The organism is Bacillus cereus group sp. BfR-BA-01379 (assembly GCF_022663605.1).
Taxonomy (GTDB): domain Bacteria; phylum Bacillota; class Bacilli; order Bacillales; family Bacillaceae_G; genus Bacillus_A; species Bacillus_A mobilis.
Genome location: NZ_JAKUFT010000174.1, coordinates 1 through 815, shown reverse-complemented (window position 1 = coordinate 815; position 815 = coordinate 1). Strand labels below are relative to the sequence as shown.

Here is an 815-nt window from a genome sequence, read left to right as displayed (position 1 = left end):
TTTGCTCCTGCGGATAATTGACCTAATCCAGCTGTCACTTTTCCTGATCCGCTTTGTAATTGCGTTACTCCATCAATTAATTGAACTGATCCATTTTTTAATTTATCTACACCTACTTTAGCATTACCTAATCCTTCACCTAATCCTTGAAACTTACTTACAAATTCGTTTTGTGCATTCGTTAATTTTTTAATACCACTCGTTAAATTTCCTACATCTTCTGGATTCGACATTTTGCTTTGCATCCCACTTGTCTTTTCACTGATTTCACCTTTTAATTGCTTTACTTCTTCATTTAATTTATTTGTTCCACCTGCTACTCCGGCAGCTTTTTGCTGAACTGTCGCTGTACTTTTTACAGCACTTGTTACGAATGGTTGTAACTGTTCTTGATATTCTTTTGGTAAACTTTCAATTTGCTTTTGTAAATTCGCTACATCTTGCGCTGCAGTTTTTGCATCTCCTGCTGTTGATTGCGTAAATTCATTTAACTGATTTACATTCGCCCCAGCACCATCTATTTTCTCATTTACTGTATTCAATATAGAAGGAACTTTCGACTGCATTTCCTCTAAGCCTACAGCAGACTTTTGTACGTTACTATTTAACTCTTGCAATCCCTTTTGAATTTCTTGAGACCCTTTTTCTAATTGACTTTGCCCTTCAGCAAGTTTTCCCATACCATTTGATAGGTCAGTTGTTCCTGTTTGTAATTCACCAGATTTACTTACTAGTTTGTTCAAGCCATCAGTCACTTTCTCAGATCCATCACGCAATTCACCCGTTTTGCTATTTAACGTATTTAAACCGTTCGT

General features: G+C 36.2%; 1 pseudogene. It reads right to left on the bottom strand.

The window, feature by feature from the left end:
• Positions 1-815: pseudogene (locus MR113_RS27240) on the bottom strand (YhgE/Pip domain-containing protein); the annotation flags it as partial.